Here is a 26,046-nt window from a genome sequence, read left to right on the forward strand (position 1 = left end):
CATGGAAAATATTCTATTAGTAGTCAACTTAGTACTAGCAACAATACTTGTGCTCTTGATACTAGTCCAAAAATCTGAAGGTGGAGCACTTGGTATAGGTGTTTCTCAAGACAATTTTATGCTTTCCAGATCTGCTGGTAATTTTATGGGCAAGGCTACAGCGGTAGTTGCAACTTTATTCATAATTTGTAGCTTAGCTTTAACAATAATTTCTAGAGGTGAGTTGACACCTACATCTTCTGTATTGGATATCATTGAGGAAAAGTCTAATGATACTCCTTCAATTCCTGAAAATAATAATTAATCCTTTTAAATTCATTAATTAATCGCTATAAGATAATACCATGGCGCGATTTATTTTTGTAACCGGCGGTGTGGTTTCTTCATTAGGAAAAGGTCTTTCCTCAGCTTCCCTTGCATACTTATTACAATCTAGAGGTTTTAATGTACGCTTAAGAAAATTAGATCCTTACTTAAATGTTGACCCAGGAACGATGAGTCCCTTTCAACATGGCGAAGTTTTTGTAACAGATGATGGTGCAGAATCAGATTTAGATTTAGGACATTATGAAAGATTTTCTGGAATATCTGCAAAAAAATCTGACAATATTACAACAGGAAAAATTTATAGTGATGTATTAAAAAAAGAGCGTAAAGGAGGATACCTTGGAAAAACAGTTCAAGTTATTCCACATATAACAGACCGTATCAAAGATTTTATAAAAAATGATACATCAAAGGAAGACTTTGTAATATGTGAAATTGGTGGAATAGTAGGTGATATAGAAAGCCTTCCATTCGTTGAGGCTATTAGACAATTCTCTAATGATGTTGGAAAAAAAAATGCTTTATTTATTCACTTAACTTTAGTCCCGTACCTTAGAGCTTCAGATGAAATAAAAACAAAACCCACTCAACACTCAGTAAAAGAATTAAGAAGTCTTGGCATACAACCAGATATTATTATTTGCAGATCTGAAAGGGCCATACCATTGGAGCATAGAAAAAAAATATCCTTATTCTGTAATGTTGGAATTGAAAATGTAATTCAAACTGTTGATGTTAAAACTATTTACGAAGCCCCGATCAGCTTCAATAGAGAAAATTTAGATAAACAGGTACTTGAATATTTTAAAATAAAATCCAGAAAAAAAGTTAATTTAAATCCTTGGAAAAAAATCACTAAAATTGTTCTGCACACAAAAAAATCAATCAATATTGCAATCATTGGAAAATATGTTGAACTTAAAGATGCTTATAAATCACTAGACGAAGCCTTAACTCACGGTGGTATTGATAATAATTTGAAAATTAATTTAGTGAGAATAGATTCTGAAAACTTAAAAATTTCTGAAATTAAAAAAAAATTAAAAGGAGTTTCTGGAATTCTGATACCAGGTGGATTTGGCAAAAGAGGAACAGAGGGTAAAATAGAGGCAATTAAATATGCTAGAGAAAAAAAAATTCCTTTTTTTGGAATTTGTTTTGGAATGCAGATGGCCATTATTGAATTTGCAAGGAATAAGTTAAATATAAAGAAAGCTACATCAAGTGAGTTTGGATTAGGAGGAACCCCAATTATTGGTTTAATCTCTGAATGGAATAAGGATGGCAAATTAATTAAAGGAACTGATAAAGATCTTGGTGGCACTATGAGACTTGGTCTTTATGAGGCCAAATTAAAAGAAAATTCTTTGATTAGAAAAATCTATAAATTAAATTCTATCCAAGAACGACATAGACATAGATACGAAGTTAATATTGGTTATAAGGATCAATTTGAAAAAAACGGCCTAATCTTTTCAGGATTATCTCCAGATAAAAAATTACCAGAGATTATTGAGCTTAAAAACCACCCATGGTTTATTGCTGTTCAATTTCACCCAGAATTTAAATCTAGACCTTTAGCACCACATCCTTTATTCTCATCATTTATCAAAGCTGCTAAAAATCATAAATGAAAAATATAAAAGTTAACTGCGGAAATATAGAAATTTCAAATAATAATAAAATTTGTATTATTGCCGGACCATGCCAACTTGAAACGGAGCAACATGCTTTGGATATGGCTGGTAAAATTAAAGAAATAACATCCAAGTTTAATATGGGTTTTATTTATAAAACATCTTTCGATAAAGCTAATAGAACAAGTCTAAAAGGACAAAGAGGTGCGGGTCTTGAACAATCTTTACCTATCTTTGATAAAATTAAAAAAGAATTAAATGTTCCAATATTAACCGACATACACAACGCCGAGCAATGTTCAGTGGTAGCCCCTCATGCAGATGTATTACAAATTCCAGCATTTTTATGTAGGCAAACAGATCTATTAATTGCTGCAGCCAAAACTGGGAAAATTATAAATGTTAAAAAAGGTCAATTCCTCGCACCATGGGATATGGTTAATGTTACAAAAAAAATTGCTGACTCAGGTAATAATAATATTTTAGTTACAGAAAGAGGGGCCAGCTTTGGTTACAATACTCTTGTCTCTGACATGAGGTCTCTACCTATAATGGCAAAAAATGGGTACCCTGTTATTTTTGATGCTACACATTCAGTCCAGCAACCTGGAGGTTTAGGCGAGACCAGTGGTGGTCAAAGAGAGTTTGTTGAATATTTAGCAAGAGCAGCGGTCGCAGTTGGTGTTGCGGGTGTTTTTATTGAAACACATCAAGACCCAGATAATGCTCCATCAGATGGACCTAATATGGTTCCACTAGATAAATTAGAAAAATTGCTATCTCAATTATTTGAAATAGATAATCTAATTAAAAAATAAATGAGTAAGATTTTAAAGATAAGAGCTCGTCAAGTTTTTGATAGCAGAGGGAACCCAACAATTGAAGCAGAAGTTTATTCAAAAAATTTAAGTGCCTCAGCTATTTGTCCATCTGGTGCCTCAACTGGAACGTACGAAGCATTTGAAAAAAAAGACAGTAATAATAAAAAATATTTAGGTAAAAGTGTTTTAGGCGCAGTCAATTTGGTTAATACAAAAATTTCAAAAAGATTAACAGGTACAAATATTCACGATCAAACACGTATTGATACAATCTTAATTAATCTCGATGGTACCCGGCAAAAAACAAGCTTGGGAGCTAATACTATTTTAGCTGTGTCTATGGCGGCTAAGAAACTTTCTGCAAAAATCAAAAAAGTACCCTTATACAAAACATTTTTAGTAAAGAATAATTACAAATTACCTTACCCATTAATGAATATTATTAATGGAGGTGCGCATGCTAATAACGGATTAAGAATTCAAGAGTTTATGATTAGACCTGATAAGGCTAGGAGTTTTTCAGAAGCCATGAGAATATGCTTTGTTGTAATTAGCAATTTAAGAAAATTGATTATAAAAAATGGACTATCAACTTCTGTAGGAGATGAAGGGGGCTTTGCTCCAATGATCAGCAGCAATGAAAAAGCTTTAGATTTAGTTGTAGCTGCAATTAATAAGTCTGGTTTTAAAAATGGTAAAGACGTTACAATTTGTTTAGATGTTGCTGCAAATGAATTAATCAAGAAAGACAAATATTCTATTCATTCAAAGAAGTTTGTTTCAGTAGATCGATCTATTGAAGAATATAAAAAGATAATAAATAAATACAAAATTAAATCAATCGAAGATCCATTTGGGGAAAATGATTGGCCTGCATGGAGTAAATTAATGAAGCAAACTAATAATGTACAAATAGTTGGTGATGATTTGTATGTAACTAATTTAGAAAGACTTAAAAAAGGTTTCTTAAACAACTCATCAAATTCGATATTAATTAAACTTAACCAAATTGGTACAGTATCTGAAACACTTGAAGTTATTAAGTTTGCAAAAATTATTGGATATAAAACAATAATTTCTCATAGATCTGGAGACAGTGAAGACACCTTTATAGCAGATCTTGCTGTAGGTACAAATTCAAATCAGATTAAAACTGGATCACTGGCAAGATCTGAACGTGTTGCAAAATATAATCAATTATTACGTATAGAAGAAGAGCTTGGAAAAAAAGTATCAATGAGTAAAATTCAATAATGCTGGGAAAATTAAAAAAAAATTATTTTTTATTAATCTCTACTTTTTTAATACTTTATTTTTTCTTTAACCTTCTAGATGGTGAAAGAGGTCTTTTTTCTTATTTCAAAAAAAAAGAAATTTTATTTAATCTAAAAATTGAAGAAGCTAATTTATCTAACAAAATTAAAGAGCTTGAATTTAAAAATTCTCTATTAAGTACCAAATTAGACCTAGATTATGTCGAAACCTTAATCAGAGAAAAATTTATGTTTGGCAAAGAAGGGGAGACCCTCTATATAATTAAAAAGAATGACGATTAAACCAAGACACCCAGAAAAAGTTAACAAACCTGTAAATCCAATTAAGAAAAAACCTGATTGGATAAGGTCTAAATTAACTAACAGTAAAGAATTCTTCTTAACTAAAACTATTGTTAATCAAAATAATTTAGTAACAGTTTGTCAGGAAGCTAATTGTCCAAATATTACAGAATGTTGGAGTAAGCGTCATGCTACATTTATGATTATGGGTGACACCTGTACAAGAGCATGTGCTTTTTGTGATGTAAAAACTGGCAAACCTGGAAAACTAGACTCATTTGAACCCGTCAAGATTGCTGAAGCTGTAAAAAAATTAGATTTAAAACATGTTGTAATTACTTCTGTTGATAGAGATGATCTTGAAGATGGAGGATCAAATCATTTTTATGAAGTAATTGATCAAATAAGAAAAAAAAATCCTAACACATCAATTGAAGTTTTAACACCTGATTTTCTTAGAAAAGGTGATGCTTATAAAAAAGTACTAGAAGCTAATCCAGATGTTTTTAATCATAACATTGAGACAGTGCCTAGACTTTATTTAAAAGTAAGACCAGGCTCTAGATATTTTTCATCATTAGAGCTTTTAAAGAATGCAAAGTTAGTTAATAAAAATGTTTTCACTAAATCAGGTTTAATGGTTGGATTAGGTGAAAATAAAGAAGAGATTGTTCAAGTCATGGATGATCTAAAAGCAGCTGAGGTAGATTTTTTAACCATTGGTCAATATTTACAACCCTCTGTAAGACATCACCCTTTAGACCGCTATTACCATCCAGATGAGTTTAAAGAGTTAGAAACTATTGCAAAATCTAAAGGATTTTTATTAGTTTCATCGACACCTTTAACTAGATCTTCATACCATGCAGATGAAGATTTTGCTAAACTTCAACAAAATAGAATTAACAATCATTAATGCCTAAGGCATCAGTTAAAAGAAATATAAATAAAAAAAAAGATAGACTTATTGAGTTTGTTTTGGATATAGAAAAATATCCAGAATTCATCCCTTTTTGCTTAAACTCGAAAGTTTATGATAGAAAAGAAGAAAATAATCAAATCTTAATCATAGCAGATTTAACAATTGGAAAGGGTCCTTTTAGCGACACTTATAAAAGTGATGTTAGATTTAATAAAAAAGATGATACGATTAATGTTACTAATTTAGATGGCCCACTAAAGCACTTGCAAAATAATTGGAAATTTGTAGAAAATAACAACATGACGGAGGTTTATTTTGATGTTGATTTTGAAATTAAAAATAAGTTTTTAAATTTGTTAATGGAAAAATCATTTGAATTTGGTTTAAATAAAATTGCTGATGCTTTCCAAAAAAGAGCCGAAACAGTATAAAAAAATTGTAAAAGATTACTCAAATTAAAGAACTAACAATATCCAAAGCTCTTTCAACGGATGCTTTTTGAATTGAGTTTCTTGTTTTTTGTTTAAAAATATTTTTAGTTATTACAATTTTATTAGATCTTTTTACACCAATATAAACTAGTCCGACTGGTTTTTTTTTAGTTCCACCATTAGGACCCGCAATGCCAGTGACAGATACATTTATTTGTGCTTTAGATATCTTCGCTAAATTCTTAACCATAGCCTCACAACATTCAGCACTAACAGCTCCGTATTTTTTGATAACATTTTTATTTACTTTTAAAATATCGATTTTTGCTTGGTTAGAATAGGTAATAAGACCTATGTTGAATATTTTAGATGCACCATTAATAGAAGTAATAGATGCAGCTAACAGTCCCCCTGTGCAAGACTCGGCAAAAGATATTTTAAGTTTTTTTTTGATTAATTTTTTTACAATATTTTTCATTATAAAATATAGCTCTTTAAAATCATGAAACACACAATGGTTAGAACCACATAAAAACCTGCGCAGATATCATCCATAATTACACCAAAACTATTCTTAAAATTTTTATCAAAAAAGCTTACGGGAAATGGTTTCATGATATCAAAATATCTAAAAAGAATAAAAAAAGAGCATAATAAACGATAGCTTCACCCGCATCTTTTGTTGTTCCATGGGATATCTCATAAAGATATATAGGAATTGATTGACCTAAAAATTCATCAATTATGATTTCACTAGGATCTTTATTTTCACTATTTTCTATATGACTTGAAACGGCATAAAATGAGTAAATAAATATTATTATTAATCCAACTAAAATTATATTTGGTGAAATATTTAAAGTATGGAATAGATAATAAAGAATAATTATAGTTGCTAAAGACCCAAAAGTTCCAGGCATATACTTAATCTTACCAAGACCAAACATTGTCACAAATAATAAGTTGAAAGATTTAATCATTTTTAATAACTGAGGCTATTACTTCGCAAGCTATTGCTTTTTCCCTACCAATCACACCTAACTTTTCGGTTGTTTTACCTTTTATATTAATTTGTGAAGGAGAAATATTACAGATTTTTGCGATGCAATTCGTTATTTGTTTTTTGTATTTTTGAATTTTAGGTTTTTGAGTAATGATATTAATATCGAGGTTATTTATTAGATAACCTTTTTTTATAGTTTGCTTAATTATTTCACTTAATAGAATGGTAGATCTAATATTTTTAAATTTCTTATTCTTATCAGAAAATTTTTCACCAATATCACCCATGCAGCAAGCCCCAAGAATTGCATCAGTTACAGCATGCAAAACAGGATCTCCATCTGAATGACCCAATGTACCAATAGATGAGGGTATTTTAATTCCGCCTAAGTAAAGCTTCTTATTAGGAACCAACCTATGAACATCAAAACCTAGTCCAAATTTTATTAAGTCATTAAAATTAATATCGGAATTTATTGTAATTTTATTATTAGTAATCTCACCTTTAATAATTTTTATTTTTTTGCCAGCTCTTACAAACAAGTTTGCATCATCAGTAACTTCTTCACTTTTATTATTTTGAAGTGCAAAAAGTTTTTTATAGTTAAATGCTTGAGGTGTTTGTATTAAATAAATATCTTCCCTTTTTAAATTTTTAACAATATTTGAAGTTTTTTGTTTAACGGAATCTGTAGTTTGAATTGCAGGAATTACACAATCATTTGTTTTTAATCCATTCATCAATTTTTTTAAAAGTTTTAAAGTAAAATTTGGTCTTGCAGCATCATGGATTATTATATTTTTAAAATTATTTCTTTTAATACTTTTTAAGGCAATATAAGCAGACTGTGCTCTTGTTTTACCACCATTAATAATACTAATATTCTTGATATTAAGTTTTTTGATATAATTTTTATGTTTTTTATTTATTACAAGAACAATTTTATTAAACTTATTAAATACTTTAGCTTTATCAATTGAATGCAACAATAAAGGCTTACCTTTATAATTAGTGTAGGGTTTTGGAGTATTTGAATTAAATCTTTTACTTTCACCTCCAGCAAGTATTATAAAACAACTATTCATGATAAAAATATATAACACATTATTTGACACAGAATGATTGATTTTATTAAAAAAAATATATTCATCATTGTAATATTTTTAATCTCATTATTGTTAGGTTTTATAACTTTTTTAACATTCATTGATAAAAGTTTTTTGAAATTATCTGATAACAATCTTCAGTTTTTATTAATTGGAAATATTGCCTTGTTAATATTCCTTTTTTTTATGATATTTTCAGAAGTAAGAAATTCCTTAAAGATAGATGTTGATGTAAGTGGCTCTAAAGCTAATAGAAAGTATATAACTTTTTTTGCGTTATTTACTTTAATTCCTTCAATTTTAATTTCTTTATTTTCATTATTTCTTCTTTCATTCGCACTTGATAAGTATTTAGATAAGAAAATAACAACAGCTGTTAATAATTCTTATGAAATTGCAAAAAGCTATACAGAAGAAGTTAGAACAAAAACACAATCAGAGATAATTTTAATAGCATTTGATTTAAACAAAAGTATCAATTTTTTAAACACAAATATTAATCAATTTAAAAGTTTTCTTAATACTCAAAAAATAATTAGAGATATGGATGAGGTGCACATTATTGAAGGTGATGGAAGTTTATATTTATCAACCTTAGAAGATAAAATTTTATACACACCTCCTTTACTTGACGCTTTAGAAATGGTTCAAAATGATAAAAGACCACTTAAGATTATTAATGCATTTAAAAATCAAACAGCGTCAATTATAAAACTTGAAAATTTTGATGGAAAGTATTTGTATATAGTTAAATATTTAGATAAAAAAATTTCCCAATATTTACTAGAGTCTCAAGAAGCGCTTAATTTTTACTACACAGTTTTAAACAAACAAACTGGAATCAAGATATCATTTGTATTTATTTATCTTGTTATAGTTTCGCTGTTATTATTTTTATCGATATCTATTGCTATAAGGTTTTCATCAAGATTCTTTAGATCTATTAATAATTTAATTATTGCATCTTCCAATATTGGAAAAGGTAATCTAGATATTAAAGTACCAGAAATTAAAACTGATAAAGACATGGAAGTTTTAAATCAAAATTTTAATTTAATGATAGATAAATTAAAATCACAGCAAGAAAAACTTATAATTAAAGAAAGACACGAAGCTTGGGAAAACTTAGCTAGAAAATTAGCTCATGAAATTAAAAATCCACTCACACCCATTCAGCTAACTATTGATAGATTAAAAAGTAAATATTCAGAAAAAATAGCAGATCATGAAAAAGATGATTTTTCTAAAAGTTTATTGATAATTGGAAAACAAATTAAACAAATTGAAAACTTAGTTAATGAATTTTCTGATTTTGCCAGAATGCCAAAACCAATTCTTAAAGATAACAACTTAGTTTCCTTGATAAAAGATAACATTAAATTATTAAATGAATTGGATAATAAAATTATAATTGATTTTAGGACAGGCAAATCAGATATATTCTTAAATTCTGATAATGAACAAATAAGTAGGGTTTTCTTCAATTTAATTAAAAACTCTATTGAAAGTATACAGGATAAAAATAATGACGATGCTAAATTGATTGGTAAAATTGATATTTCTTTAAATGAGAATGCAGAAAGAATTAACTTTATAATTATTGATAACGGAGTAGGATTTGGAATATTTGTTGACAACATAAAAGACATTCTAAATCCTTACTTTACAACAAAGAAAAAAGGCACTGGTTTAGGCTTGTCAATTGTTAATAAAATAATAAATGATCATAATGGAAAAATAAATTTTGTTTCACTTAATAACGGTGCAAAAATAGAAATTATATTCACAAAATAATGAGTACTGAAATATTAATTATTGATGATAATACAGATATTAGAAATATAATTAACGATCTAATTATTGAAGCTGGTTACAAAACAAGATTAGCTGCAAACTACAATCAAGCTTTAAACGAGATTGATAAAAAACTTCCAGATGTTGCAATTATAGATGTTAAGTTAGACAAAGGAGACAATGATGGCCTAGAGCTTTTATCACACATTAAAACTAAGGATAAAAATATTCCAGTTATAATAATTACGGGACATGCAAACGTTGAAATGGCGATTAAAGCTTTAAAAGCTGGTGCTTTCGAATTTATTGAAAAACCCTTTAATCAAGAGAGATTATTAAATTTTGTTAATAGAGCTGTTGAAAACTTAAATCTTAAAAATAAGAATAAGGAATTTGAAAGCAAACTTTTTTACTCTTATGAGTTAGTTGGTGTTAGTGACAATATTAGAAATATAAAAGACCAAATAGATAAAATATCAGTTTCTGAAAGTAGAATTTTTATCAATGGACCCACTGGTTCTGGCAAAGAGTTGATAGCAAGAAAAGTACATAAAGAATCTAAAAGACAGAAGGGTCCTTTTGTTATTCTGAATGGTGCATTGCTAGATATAGAAAAATATGAATTAGAATTATTCGGTGAAGAAAAATATAATGGCTCTATAACTTACGGTGCACTAGAAAAAGCATCAAAGGGTACTCTTTTAATTGATGAAATTTCTGAAATCCCACTTGATACTCAATCTAAAATTTTAAGAGTTTTAATAGATCAAAAATTTAAGAGAATTAATGGAAATCACGATATTAATGTGGATGTAAGAATTATATGCTCATCCAGCAAAGATATAAAAAAAGAAATAGAAAATGGTAATTTTAGAGAGGATTTATACCATCGACTTAATGTATTCGAAATTAACATTGACCCTCTAAAAGACAGAGTTTCTGATATACCTTTATTAGTTGAATATTTTTCTGAAAAAATTTCAACAAACTATAATTTAAAAAGATTTATAATTGATACGAACAATAACTATCTACTCAATTATAATTGGCCAGGTAACGTTAGAGAATTAAGAAATTTATTAGAGAGAATTGCAATACTTTCACCCGATAGTGCTGATAAAATTTCAAATATTATTAAAGAATCCCTAAAAACTCCTGATATTAAGAATACTTCATCAAAAAACTCTTTATCTATACCATTAAAAGAAGCTAGAGAAAATTTTGAAAAAGAGTATTTAACTACGCAGTTGAAAAAATTCAATGGCAATATATCAAAAACTGCTAACTTTATAGGAATGGAAAGATCTGCCTTACATAGAAAACTTAAAGGTCTAGGGATCAAGGAATTAAATTAAATGAATATTATAATTTGTGGTGCAGGTAGAGTAGGTTTTACTATTGCAAAAATTTTAAGTGAACAAGGTCACTCAATAACTGTAATTGATCAATCGAGTGAAGATATACAAAAGATAGATGACATATTAGATGTTAAGTCTATTGTAGGCAAGGGTACTTATCCCTCTATTTTAGAAAAAGCTAATGCAACTGATGCTGATATGATTATCGCAGTAACTCGAAATGATGAAATTAACATGCTTATATGTCAAATAGCATTTTCAATATTTAACGTTCCAAAAAAAATAGCAAGGATCAGGTCACAAGATTATTTAAATCCTAAATTTACAAAAGTTTATAATCAAGAAAATCTACCAATAGATGTTATTATTTCACCTGAAATTGAGATAGCAAAATCTCTTCAACGAAAATTAGAAGCCCCTGGTTCACTTGATAACGTTCCTTTTGCAAATAATAAAATTAGATTACTTGAGATTTTGATAGATGCCAATTGTCCAATAAAAGATATTAAGCTTAACGAACTTACCAAAAAATTTCCAAAATTAAATTCAAATATAATGGGTGTAATTAGAGATGAAAAATTTGTTTTACTAAAAAAAACTGATGTAATGCTTAAAGGTGATAAAGCTTATGCTGTAATTAATGCTTCACAAATGAATGAAACTTTAGCAGCGTTTGGTCATACAGAGAAAATTTCTAATAAGATTCTTATCATTGGAGGGGGAAATATAGGTTTTAATCTAGCACAGAATTTAGAAGAAAGTTTTGATTCTGCTAGAGTTAAGATAATAGAAAAAGATAAAGAAAGAGCAGAACTTATTGCAAGCCAATTAAATAACACAATTGTTATAAATGGTGATGCCCTTGATGAAGAAGTTTTACTAGAGGCAAATTTAGAAGAAGTTCAAACTGTTTTGGCACTTACAAATGATGACGAAGATAATTTAATGGTAAGTGTATTGATTGAAAAATTTGCTAAAGATAATGATGAATTAAGTGATAAAAGAACAATGGCTTTAATTAATAAGCCTAATTATTCTCTTTTACAAACTTCTTTAAAAATTGATGATTTTATTGATCCTAGAATGAATACCGTATCAAGTATCTTAAAACATATTCACAAGGGAACAATTGAAAATGCTTATAGTATTTTAAATGGTGAATATGAAATTATAGAAGCAGAAATTATTGATACTTCAGAGCTGGTAAATAAAGAATTAAAAAATTCAAACTTACCCGACGAAATAAGAATTGGTGCAATTTTAAGAGGTGATGAGGTTATTATTCCTAGGTCAAATTTTGTATTTAAAAAACAAGATATTGTTGTTCTTTTGGCTAAAAAAGATTTCTTACATGTTGTTGAAAACATGTTTCGTATAAGTTCTATTTAATTAAATGAAATACTTTAAACTCATTTATTTGAGTGTTTTTTTTGGAATAGTCTCTATCTTAGCTTTTTTTAACATCACTTACTCATACTATTTAAATCTTTATCTAAATCTAAATACTTACATTTATACATTTGTAGTATCAATTTTTTTAGCGATACTATTTTATTGTATAAAAAATAATGATGAAAAAAAAATAACAATATATGAAAAAATATTAACAATTCTTCTTGGTTATTTTTTGTTACCACTGGTGATTTCAATACCATTTTATTTTAGTATTTATAATTTAACCTTTGTTAACGCTTTCTTCGAGTCAATTTCTGGTTTTACATCAACCGGATTTACTATTTTTGATAACATTAATCATATAGATCAAAGTTTAATATTATGGAGATCTGCATCACAGTGGGTTGGAGGTCTTTATTTCTTATTCTCTATAATAATATTGATTGATATCTTTGATCATAGTTTTAAAAAATCTTTAACTAATTTTTTATCTTTTAATAAATCTGAAACTTTCAAACAGGCATTGAAAATTTTTCTTTTTTATTTATTAATAACGCTTTCAATTTTTATAATTCTAAGTTTCTTTGATATTAGGTTGTTTAATTCTCTAAATTTAGCTATGACCATAATTTCATCAGGTGGTTTTTTACCATCAAATAATTTATCCAATATATTGATCAATAATTCCCAAGTAGTAATTACATCAATTTTATTGCTCTCTTCTTTTTTTAGTATTTTTTTGATTTACAATTTAATCTTTACAAAAAATCATAACCTTAATTTTTTTAACGAAGATATTCATTTGTTATTTTACTTTTTGAGTTTGTTGATAATCTTTTTTGCATTTCTAAACTTTGAAAATAATTTTAGTGAATTATTATTATCTTTAACGAGCAGTATTTCAAATACAGGATTTTCATTAAATGATTCACCTGAAAATTTATCATTTATTTTTTTAATACTGGTTATTATTGGTGGTTCTTTTTTTTCTACCAGCTCAGGTATTAGATTTTTAAAAATTTACTCTTTATTTAAATACTCAATTAATGAAATTCTTTCCTATAGTAGACCTAAGAATATTTACATAAACAAACACTTGTTTTCAAAAGACTCATTTAAATTAGATGAAATTTACAAATATTTTCTATCAGTAATAGTTTTTATAATTTCTTTATTAATTTTAACTTTTTTATTAACCCTAAGTGGAATTGATTTTGAAAGTTCTTTTAAACTCTCAATTTTAACCATAATGAATACCGTAAATTCTTCAATGTTCGGTTTAAGTGATTTTAGCTTTTACGATCTTCATTTCATGACCAAATATTATCTAATTTTCTTTATGATTATTGGTAGACTTGAGCTTCTAACTTTATTAATTATTTGTAAAAAATTTCTTTTTAAAAGCTAAATTCGTACTATAAATACATTTGTATTAATTTGCGCTCTTAGCTCAGCTGGATAGAGCATCGGTTTTCTAAACCGAGGGTCGGTGGTTCGAGTCCACCAGAGCGCACCATTACTAGATATTATTGTTAATTTTTTATTAAGCACTACATATAGTTAGAATGGTTCTAATATAATCAATTTTACTTTGATCATATTCATAAAATGATAAACACTCACATTGATTCAATTTAATTTGGATTATTTGTTAACAAATAAATAAATAAAACAGAGGAATAAAATATGTTTAAATACGTAAAACAATTAACTTCTCTAGTTGCTATGGTTGCAGTTCTGTTTACTTTTACAACAGAAACAATGGCCGCTAAGAAGTCAAAAACTCTTAAGAACACTATGAATAAAGGTTTCGTAAGATGTGGTGTATCTCAAGGTCTACCAGGATTTTCAAATGCTGATGCTGCTGGAAATTGGACAGGTGTTGACGTTGATGTATGTAGAGCAGTTGCAGCTGCAGTATTAGGTGATGCGAACAAAGTTAAGTTCACTCCACTAAGTGCTAAAGAAAGATTCACAGCTCTAACTTCTGGTGAGATTGATATCTTATCAAGAAACACAACTTGGACACTTTCAAGAGATGCGGATCTAGGTGTAACTTTCGTTGGTGTAAACTTCTATGATGGTCAAGGTTTCATGGTAAGAAAAGACTCAGGAATTACTTCTACAAGCCAATTCAAAAATGGAATTTCAGCATGTACAAACATTGGAACTACAACTGAATTAAACATGAGAGACTTCTTTAATTCAAAAGGAATTTCTTATGAGCCAGTTGCTTTTGAAAAAGCTGATGAAGTTGTTGCAGCTTATGACTCAGGCAGATGTGATACTTACACAACTGATAAATCTGGTCTAGCAGCACAAAGAACAAAAATGACTAACCCTGATGACCATATAGTGTTACCAGAGACTATCTCTAAAGAGCCTCTAGGACCTGTTGTACGTCAAGGTGATGCAGTTTGGGAAGACATCGTAAGATGGTCTCTAAACGTAATGATTGAAGCTGAAGAATATGGAATATCTTCTTCAAATGCTGACATGATGAAAACTTCAGAAAACCCTGCAGTTAAAAGATTAGTGGGTACTGAAGGTGAATTAGGTTCGTATTTAGGTCTAGATCAAGACTGGAGCTTAAGAATTATTAAGCAAGTTGGAAACTATGGTGAAAGTTATAAAAGAAATATAGCTGACACTGGTATTTTACCTGATAGAGGTCCAAACAATATTTGGACTCAAGGTGGGTTATTATACACTCCACCAGCTAGATAATTATTATCTAAAATAATTAAAAAGGGCTAGATTTATCTAGCCCTTTTTTTATAATACTTCAAAAATGAAAATAAAAAAAATTCTTCCACAACTATTAACTTTACTGTTTATAGTATTAGTATTTGGTTTCTTTACCATGAACGCCCAAGAGAACATGGGTGCAAGGGGTTTAGAGTTTGGTTTTGGGTTTTTAAAAACCCAAGCTTCTTTTGATATACAGTTTTCTTTAATAGATTATGACGGTTCTCATACATACGCCAGAGCCTACTTGGTGGGTTTACTAAATACACTTTTAGTAGCTTTTATAGGAATTATTTTAGCTACATTATTAGGTGCTGTTATAGGTGTTGCACGTTTATCTCCAAATTACTTGATTAGAAAAACCGCCTCTTTCTACATAGAGTTTTTTAGAAATATTCCTTTATTATTACAAATTTTCTTTTGGTATTTTGCTGCGTTAAGAGCCTTACCAATGCTTGAAGATGCTCCTATGTTATTAAACTCATCTTTTATGACGATCAAAGGACTTTATACACCAGCTCCAATTTGGACAAATTTTGATGTTTTTTTTACAACAATAATTGCTGCAATGATTATAATTTTTTTCTTTGCAAGATATGCAAAAAAGAAACAAGAGCAAGAGGGTAAACGATTGCCTGTATTTTTCATATCTTTGGCAATTTTTATATTTTTGCCATTACTAACTTTTTTAATTGGTGGTGTAGATTTATCTTGGAGTTATCCTGTAATTAGACAGATGTCTCAATCATCATATACTTTTGATGGTGGTTTAAAAATACCACCAGAATTAATTGCTCTTACTCTTGCTCTTACTCTTTATACAGCAACATTTATTGCTGAAAATGTTAGAGCTGGTATCCAAGGGATTGGTAAAGGTCAAAAAGAGGCAGCAGCCTCAATCGGTCTTACTCCAAATCAAGTTTTAAAATTAGTAATCATGCCTCAAGCATTAAGAATTATTATTCCACCAACAACTAATCAATATTTAAACTTAACTAAAAACTCATCTCTAGCTGCAGCTATCGCGTATCCTGATTTAGTTTTAGTTTTTGCTGGTACTGCAATGATGCAAACGGGTAGAGCTATAGAAATTGTAGGAATTACTATGGCAACTTATTTGACTATTAGTTTGGGTATTTCATTATTAATGAACTGGTACAATAAAAGAATAGCGATACAGGAAAAATAATGAGCATAAACAAATTTAATATATTAAAATTTAATCATCACAAAAATAGAAATATTTCTTTAATTTTAGGTGTCTTATTTTTTTCAGTTGGTATCATTGATTTTTATTTAAATAACTATTTTAATACGAATATTACTTCTTTTTTACCTAGAATTATTAATTTTTTCACACCATTAATTTTTGGAGTTATTGGGCTTCATTTAATTAGAATTGAATTTTCAGGTATAAAGATTTTAGATAGTCTCAATAAAAACATTAACACAACTAATTTCAATGCTGCATTAAGTGTATCTATAATTTTACTTATAATTTTTGGACTACCTCCATTATTAAATTGGCTTATTCTAGATGCTAATTTTGCTGGTGACACTAAAGACGCATGTACTGGTGGTGGGGCTTGTTGGGTTTATATCAAAGTTTGGTTTAATAGATTTATGTATGGAATGTACCCTAATGCAGAACAATGGAGAGTTAATTTAACATTTATTGCTGTCCTTGTGTTTATGGCAGCTGGTTTTTTTGCTCCAACAAGACTTAGGAATTATCTGTCTTTATATTATGTTCTTATATTACCTATTATTTCCTTTATTTTAATCTACTTTATAGTATCTGGTGGTTCATTTGGATTAGTGTGGGTAGAAACAGGTGCTTGGGGAGGTTTATCTTTAACTTTTATGGTATCTTTCTTTTCTCTAATTTTTTGCTTCCCTTTGGGCATGATGTTAGCTCTTGGAAGAAGGTCTGATTTACCTATTGTTAAATATTCATCACTTTCTTTTATAGAATTTTGGAGGGGCGTACCTTTAATTACAGTACTATTTATGTCCGCAGTAATGTTTCCTATGTTTTTACCTGATGGAACTTATGTTGATAAATTAATTAGAGTCGTTGTTGCTATCACTTTATTTGAAGCTGCTTACACAGCAGAAGTTATAAGAGGAGGTCTACAGGCGCTGCCAAGAGGCCAATACGATGCTGCTAAATCTCTTGGTATGGGTTATTGGAGAATGCATGTTTTTGTTATTCTTCCTCAAGCATTAAAATTAGTAATACCGGGTATTGCAAATACATTCTTAGCTCTTATAAAAGATACGCCTCTAATATTTGTTGTTGGTCTTCTTGAGTTAGTTGGAATGTTAAACCTAGCTAAGACAAATCCTAAATGGCTTGGTTTTTCAATGGAGGGTTATGTATTTGCTGGAATAATATTCTGGATTATTTGTTATAGTATGAGTAAATATAGTCAAAATTTAGAATTAAAATATAAAACAGATAGATAATTATGTCAGATTCAATTATTCAAATACAAAAAGTTAATAAATGGTTTGGTGATTTTCAGGTTTTAAAAGATATCGACCTTGAGGTTAAGCCAAAAGAAAAAATTGTTGTTTGTGGTCCGTCTGGATCTGGAAAGTCTACGCTAATTAGATGTATCAACAGGTTGGAAGAACATCAAAAAGGAACTATTATAGTTGATGGAACTGAAATATCTGAAGACACAAAAAATATAGAACAAGTTAGAGCTGAAGTTGGAATGGTTTTTCAACAGTTTAATTTATTTCCTCATTTGTCTATTTTAGATAATTGTACATTAGCCCCAATCTGGGTAAAAAAAATGTCAAAGAAAGATGCTGAAAAATTAGCCTTAGAGCATTTAGAAAGAGTACAAATTTTAGACCAAGCTCAAAAATTCCCAGGTCAATTGTCAGGTGGTCAACAACAAAGGGTTGCAATTGCTAGAGCACTTTGTATGGAACCTAAAATTATGTTATTTGACGAACCTACATCAGCCTTAGATCCTGAAATGATCAAAGAAGTACTTGATGTGATGGTTAATTTAGCAAAACAAGGAATGACTATGATCGTTGTAACTCATGAAATGGGTTTTGCTAAAGAAGTTGCTGATCAAATGATCTTTATGGATGAAGGAATGATTGTAGAAAAGGCAACGACTAAAGATTTTTTTGCTAACCCCAAAAATGATCGTACTAAACTTTTCTTAAGTCAAATTTTATAAGCTTCAATTAGCTATATTGCTCAACACTTATATTTTTAAGATATATTTAAAATATCTTGACACAATTTATATTTTTATACCTAATTTTTTAAAATAAAAAAATTTTTCTGTTGCGATAACATCTAAAAATTAGTTCAATAGGTTTTTTTAAACTAACTTTAAGAGGGGTCTTAATGGAAGATAATTTCAACAAACACTTAGGTAACAAATTAAAGCTAAGAAGATTAGCTTTAGGTCTTACACAAACAAAAGTAGCAAAAGCAATTAATGTTACATTTCAACAAATTCAAAAATATGAAAAAGGAACTAATGGGGTTAGCTCAATAAGACTTCTTCAGTTAGCAAATTATTTAAAAGTTCCAGTAAATTATTTTTTTGAAGATTTTTCAGAATATTTATTAAACCTGGAAAGATCTCAAGAAGGTCATATGAATGTAAATTATAATTTTTTAGTTAAATTATATTCTGAACTTAATAACGATCAAAAACTAAAGTTTAGTAAATCTTTACAAGCAGCATCCATTGGAATTTCAAAAGTAGGCTAATATAAAAATTTGTTTAAGACCTTAATTTAGCCTAATCACTTATAAAATTTATTTATAATATAACCTCTGCCTCACACATATAAATTTAAGCAAAAATAATCTTAATAAGGCTTTTATCAAAATGCTGAAGGTAAGGTTTTGGCTCCTCGGGTAGGACTCGAACCTACGACCAATTGATTAACAGTCAACTGCTCTACCAACTGAGCTACCGAGGAATATCAAAATCACAATCTACTTTTTTTTTAAAGTAAAACAAGATTTTTTTTGGAGGCAACGCCCAGAATCGAACTGGGATACAAGGATTTGCAATCCTCTGCGTAACCATTCCGCCACGTTGCCCTCACATCTCATAATAAATCAAATAGTGAACCTTTTATATATAAAATATTAATAATTAGTCTACCAAATAAGCTACCAAATTGATTATTGTTAATTGATATTATTAAATTATAAACTTATGAATACCTTATGAGTAATGATAAATACATACATTCTGATGTTGAAGATAAGATTTACTCTTATTGGGAAAAAAATAATTTATTTAAACCTACAACAAATAAAAAGAAATTTTCAGTAGTTATACCACCACCAAATGTAACAGGCAGTTTACATATGGGACATGCTTTAAATAATTCAATTCAAGACCTTTTGGTGAGATATCACCGTATGAATAATTATGAAACGTTATGGCAACCAGGAACAGACCATGCAGGAATCGCTACTCAGGCTTTAGTTGAAAAAAAATTAACTGCTGAGGGTATTGATAAAAATGAAATTGGAAGAGAAAAGTTTATAGAAAAGGTTTGGGAATGGAAGGAAGAGCATGGTGATATCATTTTAAATCAGCTTAAAAAACTTGGTTGTTCTTGTGATTGGTCGAGAAATGCTTTTACAATGGATGAAAACCTTTCAAAATCAGTTTTAAAAGTTTTTGTAGAACTTCACAAAAAAGGTTTAATTTATAAAGATAAAAAACTAGTTAACTGGGATACTGTTTTAAAAACTGCAATATCTGATTTAGAAGTTGATCAAAGAGAGGTTAATTCTAAGATTTACTATATTCAATACCCTATAGATGGTTCTAGTGATTTTATAACTATAGCAACTACTAGACCTGAAACTATGTTAGGTGACACAGCAATTGCTGTAAATCCAAAAGATGATCGATTTAAACATTTGGTTAGTAAATTTGTAACAGTACCAATTGTTGGAAGAAAAATAAAAATTATTGAAGATGAGTATGCTGACCCAGAGATGGGAACTGGTGCTTTAAAGATAACACCAGCTCATGACTTTAATGACTATGAGGTGGGACAAAGAAATAATTTAGAAATCATAAATATCTTTACTGAAGGTGGCAAAGTAAACGAAAATGCTCCTAAAGAATATATTGGACTTGATAGATTTGAAGCTAGAAAAAGAATTTTAAAAGAACTTAAAGAAAAAGAGTTTTTTGTTAAGGAAGAAAATATAAAGAATAAAGTTCCATATGGGGATAGATCTAATTCAATAATTGAGCCTTTTTTAACTGAACAATGGTTTGTAGATGCAAAAAAATTATCAATTAAAGCTAAAGATATAGTTAACTCAAAAAAAACCAATTTTTTTCCTGCTAATTGGTCAAAAACTTATTTTCAATGGATGAACAATATTGAGCCATGGTGTATCTCGAGACAATTATGGTGGGGACATCAAATACCAGCTTGGTATGGACCGGATAAAAAAATTTTTGTTGCAATAAATGAAGATGAGGCAAAATTAGATGCAAAAAAATTCTATAATAAAGATGTAGATTTAATTCGTGATCCAGATGTATTGGATACTTGGTTTTCATCAGGCTTATGGCCTTTTGCTACATTAGGGTGGCCAGATAATAAAGAATATGTTGAAAAATTTTACCCAACATCAGTACTTGTTACAGGATTTGATATTATATTTTTTTGGGTGGCACGTATGATTATGTTTGGAATGGAGTTTCTAGACAAAGAACCTTTTAAAGATATTTACGTTCATGCACTTGTTAAAGATGAGAAGGGACAAAAAATGTCTAAATCTAAGGGAAACGTAATTAACCCTTTAGATTTAATTGAAAAATACAGTGCAGATGCTTTAAGATTTACTTTACTGTCAATGGCATCACCTGGCACAGATGTAAAACTTTCTGAAGATAGAGTTAAGGGATATAGAAATTTTTTAAATAAATTATGGAATGCAAACAATTTTTTAATTACTAATAATTGTGATTTTTCTAAAATTGAAGAAAAACCAAGTTTAACAATTAATATTAACAAATGGATTTATTCTGAACTAATTGAAACTAAAAATAGAATTGAAAAAAACTTAAAAGATTACAGGTTTGATGAAGCTGCAAAAAATGCTTATCAATTTACTTGGCACTCTTATTGTGATTGGTATTTAGAGTTATCTAAAACAATATTATTTTCAGAAGATGAAAAGGCAAAAGATGAAGTAAGACAAGTATCAGCTTATATATTTAAGCAAATATTAATATTATTACATCCATTTATTCCATTTGTTACTGAAGAAATTTGGTTAAATAATAAATTTGATAATTCAGGTAAAGATTTTCTAATGTTAGCCAATTGGCCCTCTGGCGAGGTTGAAAGAGACTCGTCCACTAATCAAGTTGAAAAAATTATTAGTATAGTCTCTGAATTAAGATCATTTAAAAATGAATTAAGTGTAAGTCCTGGTTCCTTTATAGATATTTCAATAGAGACTGTTAGTAAAAAAGAACAATCATTTTTTACTGAAAATGAAACTATTCTTAAAAAACTTGGTCGTATCAAAAACTTACATAATAAAGATTTAGATAAACCAGCTGCTACATTGATGGTTTCTGGAGATATATTTAAAGTTTATTTTGATGAAGATGTTGATTTAGAATTAATTAAGGAAAACCTAACTACCAGACAAAATAAGTACCAAGAGGAAATGAATAAAATATCAGAAAGATTAGCTAATAAAAGCTTTGTTGATAGAGCACCAAAAGATATTGTTGATCAGGAAAAAACTAATTATAATAATTTAAAAAATGATGTTGAGAGAATATCAATAACTATAAAGGGTATATAATGACAAGATTTAACAAAAAAAAATTACCAAGCAGACATACTTCGTTAGGTGCTGATAGAGCTCCACATAGATCTTTTTATTATGCGATGGGTGAAACGGAAAAAGATGTAGCAAAACCATTTGTTGGTGTTGTTTCAACTTGGAATGAAGCTGCTCCTTGTAATATTGCTTTAATGAGACAAGCTCAATCTGTTAAAAAAGGTGTTAGAGCTTCAGGTGGAACGCCTAGAGAATTTTGTACGATAACTGTAACTGATGGTATTGCTATGGGCCATGAAGGAATGAAATCATCTTTAATTTCTCGTGAGGTAATTGCCGACTCAACTGAACTTACTGTACGTGGTCATTGTTATGATGCACTAGTTGGTATTGCTGGTTGTGATAAATCTTTACCTGCATTAATGATGGCAATGGTTAGATTAAATGTTCCAAGTGTATTTATTTATGGTGGCTCAATACTTCCAGGTCAATACAAAGGCAAAGATGTAACTGTTGTTGATGTTTTTGAAGCGGTTGGAAAACACTCAGCTGGAAAAATGTCTGCTAAAGAATTAAGAAAATTAGAACTTGTTGCATGTCCAAGTGCAGGTGCATGTGGAGGACAATTTACTGCAAATACTATGGCCTGTGTCTCTGAAGCTATAGGTTTAGCTTTACCTTATTCAGCTGGAACACCTGCTCCATACGAAGAACGTGATAAGTATGCATTATTGAGTGGAAAGACTGTAATGAATTTATTAGAAAAAAATATTCGTCCAAGAGATATTGTTACAAAAAAATCTTTAGAAAATGCTGCAACAATTGTTGCTGCTACAGGTGGATCAACGAATGCAGCGTTACACTTGCCAGCTATAGCTAATGAAATTGGAATTAAGTTTGATTTAATGGATGTTGCTAAAATATTTAAAAAAACTCCATATCTTGCTGATTTAAAACCAGGTGGAAAATATGTTGCAAAAGATATGTGGTTGGCTGGTGGAGTTCCTATGTTATTAAAAACTCTTTTTGATGGTGGTTTTATACATGGTGATTGCATGACAGTTACTGGAAAAACAATGAAACAAAATTTAAAAAATATTAAATTTAATCCTAAGCAAAAAGTTTTAAGAGCTTATGACAATCCTTTATCACCAGACGGTGGTGTTGTTGGTCTTAAAGGTAACTTAGCTCCTGATGGCGGTATTGTTAAAATTGCTGGATTAAAAAAATTACAGTTTACTGGTAAAGCTAGATGTTTTGATAATGAAGAAGCTGCAATGGCTTGCGTACAAAAGAAAAAATATAAAGAAGGCGATGTAATTATTATTCGTTATGAAGGACCCGTAGGCGGACCTGGTATGAGAGAAATGCTATCAACAACAGGTGCTATTTATGGTCAAGGCATGGGTGAGAAGGTTGCCCTAATTACTGACGGAAGGTTTTCAGGTGCAACAAGAGGGTTTTGTGTGGGTCATGTTGGCCCTGAGGCGGCCTTAGGAGGCCCTTTAGCTCTTTTACGTAATGGAGATGTAATTGATATAGATGCCAAAAAAGGAACTATTAACGTTAGATTAACCAAATCACAATTAGCTACAAGACGAAAACAATGGAAAGCAAAAAAATCAAGCTTTGGATCTGGTACTATTTGGAAATATGCTCAAACAGTAGGTCCTGCTTATTTAGGAGCACCAACACATCCTGGTAAAAGAAAAGAAGTAAAAGTTTACGCTGATATTTAATGAAAATTAGACCCGTTATTTTATGTGGCGGAGCAGGAACTAGACTTTGGACTAATTCTAAAAATCATCAAGCAAAGCAATTTATTGATTTTGGTAATTGGACTTTATTAGGAAAAACTCTTGAAAGAGTTAAATCTTCAACTTTTGATGCACCGATTATAAGTACAAATCTTAAATATTTAAAAGAGGTAAAAAAACACCTTAAGATACACAAGATAAGTAAATATAAAATTGTTTTAGAACCTGCAAAAAGAAATACAGCACCAGCAATTCTTGCATCAGCATTAATTAAAGATATTGCAAACGAACAACCTTTAATGTTTTTTGCAGCAGACCACTTAATAGAAAAAGCAAGTATTTTTAATAAAGCTATAAATAAAAATAAAGCCAATTTAACTGACCAAAATATATTCATTTTTGGTATTAAACCAACATCTCCATCAAGTGAATATGGTTATTTTATAACTAAAAAAGTTAAAGGAAATATCAATAAAGTTACAAAATTTATTGAAAAACCTAAAGAAGCTAAAGCTAAACAAGTTATTAAACAAAAAGGTTATTGGAATTCTGGTATGTTTTTTTTAAGAAAAGACTCAATAATAAATAACTTTAAAAAGTACCAGCCTACAATATACAAAAATTGTGTTAGTGCTGTTTCAAAAGCAAAACTTAAAGATAACACTTATTACTTAAATAAAGCCTCCTTTGAAAAGGCTACTGCTAAATCTTTTGATTATGCAATTTTAGAAAAAACTAAACAAATCAACGCTATTAAATTAGATATCCCTTGGTCAGATCTTGGCAGCTGGAAAGAGATCTTAAAAATGTATGACAAAAATAAGAACAAATATTACAAGAAAAAAAATGTTTATTACAGACCTTGGGGTAGGTACGTTAATTTGTTTGAAGGCAAAGGCTTTTTAATTAAAGAGTTATTCGTTAAACCAAAAGGTATATTAAGTTTACAAAAACACCATCATAGATCAGAACATTGGCTGGTAACTCAAGGAACACCCAAAATTACACTTAATAAAGATAGTTTTTCTAAAAAACAAAACGATCATATATTTATTCCATTAGAGGCAGTTCATAGAATTGAAAATCCTGGTAATAAACCCGTTAAGATTATTGAAGCTCAAGTTGGATCGATATTAAAAGAAAGTGATATTGTAAGGTTTCAAGATGTTTATGGCCGTATTAAATAATAATACGACCACATAATTAATACTTAAAACCAATTATTTGGAATAATGATGTAGTGAATTGCAAGTACAATTGCTACTGACACCGTTAATCCTATAGACATTTTAAGAAAGTCTTTACCTATTAAAGGAAAGACATATTTAAACTTATAGTCTTTATTCATTGTAGATATTGCAAGCTCTCTACCACACAACAAACCAACAAATACCCATGTTGTTGACATTGGTAAATCATTAAGTTCTTTAAAGTAGTAAAGAACAGCAGCATAAATCACATTAATTATTGTTGCTGATCTTGCGTATCTAGTTCCAGTTTTATCTAAAACAACTTTTTGAATTGTTCCTCCGTTTATGTAGAAGATATAAAAAAGAAGAGCTGTAAAGTATGCAAGAACAATTAATAATAAATTTACATCTATTTGTCTTGGAAGATAAACTGCAATGTTTGCTACGTCGTGAGATAACCAAACCCACCATAACCAAGCAGAAGTTACCCATACAGAGTTTCTCCAAAAACCTATCCATTTATCTTCAACTTCATCAAATTTCTCATTGATAAATTTAGATACTACTATCCAACAAATGTATGCTGCAACAGCTGCTAAGCCGTATCCTACAACACTCTTCATAAGCATTTTTTCAAGAACTACAGTTGATGCAAATGCTGACAGTACCAAAAAGGTAGTTGAAACAGGTATACCTATTCTTGTTAATACTAAAAGTATTCCAGGAGCCACAGCATGATACCACTGTATTTCTTGGAAAGGAATTCTAGTTAATCTTCCATAAGATATATCACCAGCATTACTGTACCAGCCCCATGTGATTGCAAGTATCATCACAAATGAAGCAGCGCTTGCTAGCGTATACCATTTAAACCATTTTTGTTTTGACGCTATAAATGTTCCAAGCGTTTGAATTGAATCATTTGCTATAACGCTATATCCCGCTAAAGCAAAGCCGACGATCGTATATATTGTTGTCATTTCCATCTTATTTTTCCTATTTTTTATTTATCTTTATTGTTTTCCATTTCGAACGATTCTTATTCTTGAGGTCGATTTAATAGAGAAGAGAAATTTTATCTATAGGTAAATTTATTAATATTTTTTGTGATGAGTTGATTCATCGATAATTATATTATTTAAAGTTGAAGTCTATACAGAGAATTCAACTAAATA

24 protein-coding genes and 3 tRNA genes are annotated in these 26,046 nt (G+C 29.2%); 20 read left to right on the forward strand and 7 right to left on the reverse strand.

The features are described 5' to 3' along the window. Position 1 precedes the first annotated feature (1 nt). Genes secG through ABXT72_RS03205 form a run of 7 tightly spaced genes read left to right on the forward strand, consistent with a single transcriptional unit; the run spans position 2 to position 5,694 of the window. A complete protein-coding gene (gene secG, locus ABXT72_RS03175; RefSeq protein WP_271482703.1) occupies positions 2–304 on the forward strand; it encodes a preprotein translocase subunit SecG in 303 nt (100 codons plus the stop codon). 40 nt (positions 305–344) lie between these two features. Further along, a complete protein-coding gene (locus ABXT72_RS03180; protein WP_415279023.1) occupies positions 345–1,961 on the forward strand; it encodes a CTP synthase in 1,617 nt (538 codons plus the stop codon). Continuing rightward, entirely contained in the window at positions 1,958–2,782 is an 825-nt protein-coding gene (gene kdsA, locus ABXT72_RS03185; RefSeq protein ID WP_415279024.1) for a 3-deoxy-8-phosphooctulonate synthase, read from the forward strand. Before ABXT72_RS03180 ends, kdsA begins: the two co-directional genes overlap by 4 nt. Continuing rightward, on the forward strand, positions 2,783–4,039 hold the full coding sequence (gene eno / locus ABXT72_RS03190; protein ID WP_415279025.1) for a phosphopyruvate hydratase: 1,257 nt from the start codon (positions 2,783–2,785) through the stop codon (positions 4,037–4,039). Beyond that, positions 4,039–4,341 carry an FtsB family cell division protein gene (locus tag ABXT72_RS03195; protein WP_415279026.1) on the forward strand — a complete coding sequence of 101 codons (303 nt, stop codon included), beginning with the start codon at positions 4,039–4,041 and terminating at the stop codon, positions 4,339–4,341. The genes eno and ABXT72_RS03195 overlap by 1 nt, the downstream gene beginning before the upstream one ends. Continuing rightward, positions 4,331–5,257 carry a lipoyl synthase gene (gene lipA, locus ABXT72_RS03200; RefSeq protein WP_415279027.1) on the forward strand — a complete coding sequence of 309 codons (927 nt, stop codon included), beginning with the start codon at positions 4,331–4,333 and terminating at the stop codon, positions 5,255–5,257. Before ABXT72_RS03195 ends, lipA begins: the two co-directional genes overlap by 11 nt. Continuing rightward, on the forward strand, positions 5,257–5,694 hold the full coding sequence (locus tag ABXT72_RS03205) for a type II toxin-antitoxin system RatA family toxin (protein ID WP_415279028.1): 438 nt from the start codon (positions 5,257–5,259) through the stop codon (positions 5,692–5,694). The genes lipA and ABXT72_RS03205 overlap by 1 nt, the downstream gene beginning before the upstream one ends. A 19-nt stretch (positions 5,695–5,713) precedes the next feature. Here the strand turns inward: ABXT72_RS03205 and ABXT72_RS03210 are convergent, their stop codons facing one another. From ABXT72_RS03210 to ispF, 4 genes are read right to left on the reverse strand one after another with little or no spacing between them, the layout of a single operon-like run. Beyond that, complete coding sequence (locus ABXT72_RS03210) at positions 5,714–6,205, reverse strand: CinA family protein (RefSeq protein ID WP_415279029.1); 492 nt, start codon at positions 6,203–6,205, stop codon at positions 5,714–5,716. Further along, on the reverse strand, positions 6,172–6,309 hold the full coding sequence (locus ABXT72_RS03215; protein WP_415279031.1) for a phosphatidylglycerophosphatase A: 138 nt from the start codon (positions 6,307–6,309) through the stop codon (positions 6,172–6,174). Before ABXT72_RS03215 ends, ABXT72_RS03210 begins: the two co-directional genes overlap by 34 nt. Beyond that, positions 6,306–6,674 (reverse strand): phosphatidylglycerophosphatase A, encoded by a 369-nt coding sequence (locus ABXT72_RS03220; RefSeq protein ID WP_415279032.1) that lies wholly within the window; start codon positions 6,672–6,674, stop codon positions 6,306–6,308. Before ABXT72_RS03220 ends, ABXT72_RS03215 begins: the two co-directional genes overlap by 4 nt. After that, the gene (gene ispF, locus ABXT72_RS03225; protein WP_415279033.1) at positions 6,667–7,782 is read right to left on the reverse strand and encodes a 2-C-methyl-D-erythritol 2,4-cyclodiphosphate synthase; all 1,116 of its coding nucleotides are present in this window, start codon (positions 7,780–7,782) and stop codon (positions 6,667–6,669) included. Before ispF ends, ABXT72_RS03220 begins: the two co-directional genes overlap by 8 nt. Before the next feature lie 33 nt (positions 7,783–7,815). Between ispF and ABXT72_RS03230 the strand changes: the two genes are divergently transcribed. From ABXT72_RS03230 to ABXT72_RS03275, 10 genes are all read left to right on the forward strand, one after another. After that, complete coding sequence (locus ABXT72_RS03230) at positions 7,816–9,597, forward strand: ATP-binding protein (RefSeq protein WP_415279034.1); 1,782 nt, start codon at positions 7,816–7,818, stop codon at positions 9,595–9,597. Continuing rightward, positions 9,597–10,952, forward strand: a complete 1,356-nt coding sequence (locus ABXT72_RS03235; protein ID WP_415279036.1) for a sigma-54-dependent transcriptional regulator — start codon at positions 9,597–9,599, stop codon at positions 10,950–10,952. Before ABXT72_RS03230 ends, ABXT72_RS03235 begins: the two co-directional genes overlap by 1 nt. Continuing rightward, on the forward strand, positions 10,953–12,344 hold the full coding sequence (trkA, locus tag ABXT72_RS03240; RefSeq protein ID WP_415279038.1) for a Trk system potassium transporter TrkA: 1,392 nt from the start codon (positions 10,953–10,955) through the stop codon (positions 12,342–12,344). It begins immediately after the preceding gene. Between the two features lie 4 nt (positions 12,345–12,348). Beyond that, entirely contained in the window at positions 12,349–13,758 is a 1,410-nt protein-coding gene (locus ABXT72_RS03245; RefSeq protein ID WP_415279039.1) for a TrkH family potassium uptake protein, read from the forward strand. Positions 13,759–13,789: 31 nt separating this feature from the next. Further along, a tRNA-Arg gene (locus ABXT72_RS03250) sits at positions 13,790–13,866 on the forward strand. Between the two features lie 170 nt (positions 13,867–14,036). Continuing rightward, the gene (locus ABXT72_RS03255; protein WP_415279040.1) at positions 14,037–15,077 is read left to right on the forward strand and encodes an amino acid ABC transporter substrate-binding protein; all 1,041 of its coding nucleotides are present in this window, start codon (positions 14,037–14,039) and stop codon (positions 15,075–15,077) included. A gap of 64 nt (positions 15,078–15,141) precedes the next feature. Beyond that, a complete protein-coding gene (locus tag ABXT72_RS03260) occupies positions 15,142–16,287 on the forward strand; it encodes an amino acid ABC transporter permease (RefSeq protein ID WP_415279042.1) in 1,146 nt (381 codons plus the stop codon). Next, positions 16,287–17,567, forward strand: a complete 1,281-nt coding sequence (locus tag ABXT72_RS03265) for an amino acid ABC transporter permease (protein ID WP_415279044.1) — start codon at positions 16,287–16,289, stop codon at positions 17,565–17,567. The genes ABXT72_RS03260 and ABXT72_RS03265 overlap by 1 nt, the downstream gene beginning before the upstream one ends. Before the next feature lie 2 nt (positions 17,568–17,569). Beyond that, positions 17,570–18,304 (forward strand): amino acid ABC transporter ATP-binding protein, encoded by a 735-nt coding sequence (locus tag ABXT72_RS03270; RefSeq protein ID WP_415279046.1) that lies wholly within the window; start codon positions 17,570–17,572, stop codon positions 18,302–18,304. Between the two features lie 173 nt (positions 18,305–18,477). Then, positions 18,478–18,849: a helix-turn-helix domain-containing protein gene (locus tag ABXT72_RS03275; protein WP_415279048.1), complete on the forward strand. Its 372-nt coding sequence runs from the start codon at positions 18,478–18,480 to the stop codon at positions 18,847–18,849. Positions 18,850–18,988: 139 nt separating this feature from the next. On the opposite strand, the gene ABXT72_RS03280 is transcribed toward ABXT72_RS03275, so the two are convergent. Together ABXT72_RS03280 and ABXT72_RS03285 are read right to left on the reverse strand one after the other, a co-directional pair. Then, positions 18,989–19,064, reverse strand: a tRNA-Asn gene (locus ABXT72_RS03280). Positions 19,065–19,114: 50 nt separating this feature from the next. After that, positions 19,115–19,188, reverse strand: a tRNA-Cys gene (locus ABXT72_RS03285). Between the two features lie 129 nt (positions 19,189–19,317). On the opposite strand from ABXT72_RS03285, the gene ABXT72_RS03290 reads away from it, so the two are divergent. Genes ABXT72_RS03290 through ABXT72_RS03300 form a run of 3 tightly spaced genes read left to right on the forward strand, consistent with a single transcriptional unit; the run spans position 19,318 to position 24,868 of the window. After that, positions 19,318–21,945 (forward strand): valine--tRNA ligase, encoded by a 2,628-nt coding sequence (locus tag ABXT72_RS03290; RefSeq protein WP_415279050.1) that lies wholly within the window; start codon positions 19,318–19,320, stop codon positions 21,943–21,945. Beyond that, on the forward strand, positions 21,945–23,663 hold the full coding sequence (gene ilvD / locus ABXT72_RS03295) for a dihydroxy-acid dehydratase (protein ID WP_415279052.1): 1,719 nt from the start codon (positions 21,945–21,947) through the stop codon (positions 23,661–23,663). Before ABXT72_RS03290 ends, ilvD begins: the two co-directional genes overlap by 1 nt. After that, positions 23,663–24,868 (forward strand): sugar phosphate nucleotidyltransferase, encoded by a 1,206-nt coding sequence (locus tag ABXT72_RS03300; protein ID WP_415279054.1) that lies wholly within the window; start codon positions 23,663–23,665, stop codon positions 24,866–24,868. Before ilvD ends, ABXT72_RS03300 begins: the two co-directional genes overlap by 1 nt. A gap of 23 nt (positions 24,869–24,891) precedes the next feature. Here the strand turns inward: ABXT72_RS03300 and ABXT72_RS03305 are convergent, their stop codons facing one another. Further along, entirely contained in the window at positions 24,892–25,851 is a 960-nt protein-coding gene (locus ABXT72_RS03305) for a hypothetical protein (protein ID WP_415279056.1), read from the reverse strand. Positions 25,852–26,046: the final 195 nt, after the last annotated feature.

Origin of the sequence: Candidatus Pelagibacter sp. Uisw_094 (genome assembly GCF_047729535.1) — a bacterium.
GTDB lineage: Bacteria > Pseudomonadota > Alphaproteobacteria > Pelagibacterales > Pelagibacteraceae > Pelagibacter.

What these genes read in the sequence shown, in the direction of transcription:
- ABXT72_RS03275 (WP_415279048.1), top strand. Translation starts at nt 18,478, where the DNA reads ATGGAAGATAATTTCAACAAACACTTAGGTAACAAATTAAAGCTAAGA.
- ABXT72_RS03290 (WP_415279050.1), top strand. Translation starts at nt 19,318, where the DNA reads ATGAGTAATGATAAATACATACATTCTGATGTTGAAGATAAGATTTAC.
- kdsA (WP_415279024.1), top strand. Translation starts at nt 1,958, where the DNA reads ATGAAAAATATAAAAGTTAACTGCGGAAATATAGAAATTTCAAATAAT.
- ABXT72_RS03230 (WP_415279034.1), top strand. Translation starts at nt 7,816, where the DNA reads ATGATTGATTTTATTAAAAAAAATATATTCATCATTGTAATATTTTTA.
- ilvD (WP_415279052.1), top strand. Translation starts at nt 21,945, where the DNA reads ATGACAAGATTTAACAAAAAAAAATTACCAAGCAGACATACTTCGTTA.
- ABXT72_RS03180 (WP_415279023.1), top strand. Translation starts at nt 345, where the DNA reads ATGGCGCGATTTATTTTTGTAACCGGCGGTGTGGTTTCTTCATTAGGA.
- ABXT72_RS03305 (WP_415279056.1), bottom strand. Translation starts at nt 25,851, where the DNA reads ATGACAACAATATATACGATCGTCGGCTTTGCTTTAGCGGGATATAGC.
- ABXT72_RS03235 (WP_415279036.1), top strand. Translation starts at nt 9,597, where the DNA reads ATGAGTACTGAAATATTAATTATTGATGATAATACAGATATTAGAAAT.
- ABXT72_RS03205 (WP_415279028.1), top strand. Translation starts at nt 5,257, where the DNA reads ATGCCTAAGGCATCAGTTAAAAGAAATATAAATAAAAAAAAAGATAGA.
- ABXT72_RS03260 (WP_415279042.1), top strand. Translation starts at nt 15,142, where the DNA reads ATGAAAATAAAAAAAATTCTTCCACAACTATTAACTTTACTGTTTATA.
- trkA (WP_415279038.1), top strand. Translation starts at nt 10,953, where the DNA reads ATGAATATTATAATTTGTGGTGCAGGTAGAGTAGGTTTTACTATTGCA.
- secG (WP_271482703.1), top strand. Translation starts at nt 2, where the DNA reads ATGGAAAATATTCTATTAGTAGTCAACTTAGTACTAGCAACAATACTT.
- ABXT72_RS03270 (WP_415279046.1), top strand. Translation starts at nt 17,570, where the DNA reads ATGTCAGATTCAATTATTCAAATACAAAAAGTTAATAAATGGTTTGGT.
- ABXT72_RS03265 (WP_415279044.1), top strand. Translation starts at nt 16,287, where the DNA reads ATGAGCATAAACAAATTTAATATATTAAAATTTAATCATCACAAAAAT.
- ABXT72_RS03255 (WP_415279040.1), top strand. Translation starts at nt 14,037, where the DNA reads ATGTTTAAATACGTAAAACAATTAACTTCTCTAGTTGCTATGGTTGCA.
- ispF (WP_415279033.1), bottom strand. Translation starts at nt 7,782, where the DNA reads ATGAATAGTTGTTTTATAATACTTGCTGGAGGTGAAAGTAAAAGATTT.
- lipA (WP_415279027.1), top strand. Translation starts at nt 4,331, where the DNA reads ATGACGATTAAACCAAGACACCCAGAAAAAGTTAACAAACCTGTAAAT.
- ABXT72_RS03215 (WP_415279031.1), bottom strand. Translation starts at nt 6,309, where the DNA reads ATGAAACCATTTCCCGTAAGCTTTTTTGATAAAAATTTTAAGAATAGT.
- ABXT72_RS03195 (WP_415279026.1), top strand. Translation starts at nt 4,039, where the DNA reads ATGCTGGGAAAATTAAAAAAAAATTATTTTTTATTAATCTCTACTTTT.
- eno (WP_415279025.1), top strand. Translation starts at nt 2,783, where the DNA reads ATGAGTAAGATTTTAAAGATAAGAGCTCGTCAAGTTTTTGATAGCAGA.
- ABXT72_RS03220 (WP_415279032.1), bottom strand. Translation starts at nt 6,674, where the DNA reads ATGATTAAATCTTTCAACTTATTATTTGTGACAATGTTTGGTCTTGGT.
- ABXT72_RS03245 (WP_415279039.1), top strand. Translation starts at nt 12,349, where the DNA reads ATGAAATACTTTAAACTCATTTATTTGAGTGTTTTTTTTGGAATAGTC.
- ABXT72_RS03300 (WP_415279054.1), top strand. Translation starts at nt 23,663, where the DNA reads ATGAAAATTAGACCCGTTATTTTATGTGGCGGAGCAGGAACTAGACTT.